Here is an 843-nt window from a genome sequence, read left to right as displayed (position 1 = left end):
TTTTTAGCTTCTTTAATAGCATGAGAAGAAATCCCCTTCATTTTAGCTAAAAACTCCATAGAACCAATTAAATCTCTTTCAGATTGCAGCCCATATTTCATAAACATAGCAACATTAGGCAATGCTTCAGTTAAAAATTCTGGTTTGATTTGAAGCAATTTATTATTTTTTGAAGGTAAGGCGTTTTCAGTTTTGCTTTTCTCTGTTTTTTCATAAGCTATTTTTTCATGACCGTAGGTCATGTCGTTAATTTGAGTGTGTTCAGAAAAATCTGAACACTCATTTTTGTTACAATTACAAATATGTTTAAGGGTTGTATATTCTATGTGCATTTTGTCAGCGAAATGCCTGTATTTCGTTTTTTGTGATTTTTGCTTTAAAAATCTCTCTAAAATCCACTGAAAAAGACCTATTGCTTTGTGCAATTTTTCTACCGAAGCTTTGGCCGGCCGACCAATGATCTGAATAATTTTTTGCATTCTAGAAAAAAGCAATGATGTAAATGGTGTAGCTTCAATTGATGCGTAAGAGGCTTTGATTTGTCGCACCAACCCCTGAAAATAATGCAAAGCATCTTTTTGTTTGTCCTGAGCCTCTATGATTTCATCAATTTTTTGTTTAAGTTCATGGTATCGCGCAACCAGAATACATCAAATCAATCCCACAAGCTGTTATAATTCCATGATCACAGCTTCGTATTGAATAGCGCTTAAAATTACCAGAGTCGCGCATGACAATAAGACCACAGTCATAAAGGCGTGAAAGTAAAAAACTAACACGCGATTCACACCGTTGAATGTCATAACTAAGTTGTCGATTGCTTTTAAAAACGATAGGAACGCC

General features: G+C 34.5%; 1 protein-coding gene and 1 pseudogene. Both read right to left on the bottom strand.

Annotated elements, in window-relative coordinates; translation table 11 throughout:
- A pseudogene (locus PVV59_RS09805) lies at positions 1 to 548 on the bottom strand (replication protein C); the annotation flags it as partial.
- A gap of 76 nt (positions 549 to 624) precedes the next feature.
- Positions 625 to 843 (bottom strand): helix-turn-helix domain-containing protein (locus tag PVV59_RS09895; RefSeq protein ID WP_342753313.1); only part of this gene is annotated, 219 nt, incomplete at its 5' end.

The sequence above is a fragment of the Bartonella sp. MM73XJBT.G genome (assembly GCF_028618435.1).
Lineage (GTDB): Bacteria > Pseudomonadota > Alphaproteobacteria > Rhizobiales > Rhizobiaceae > Bartonella.
Note: the sequence above shows the minus strand (reverse complement) of the source record. Positions and strands in the feature narration are given on the sequence as shown.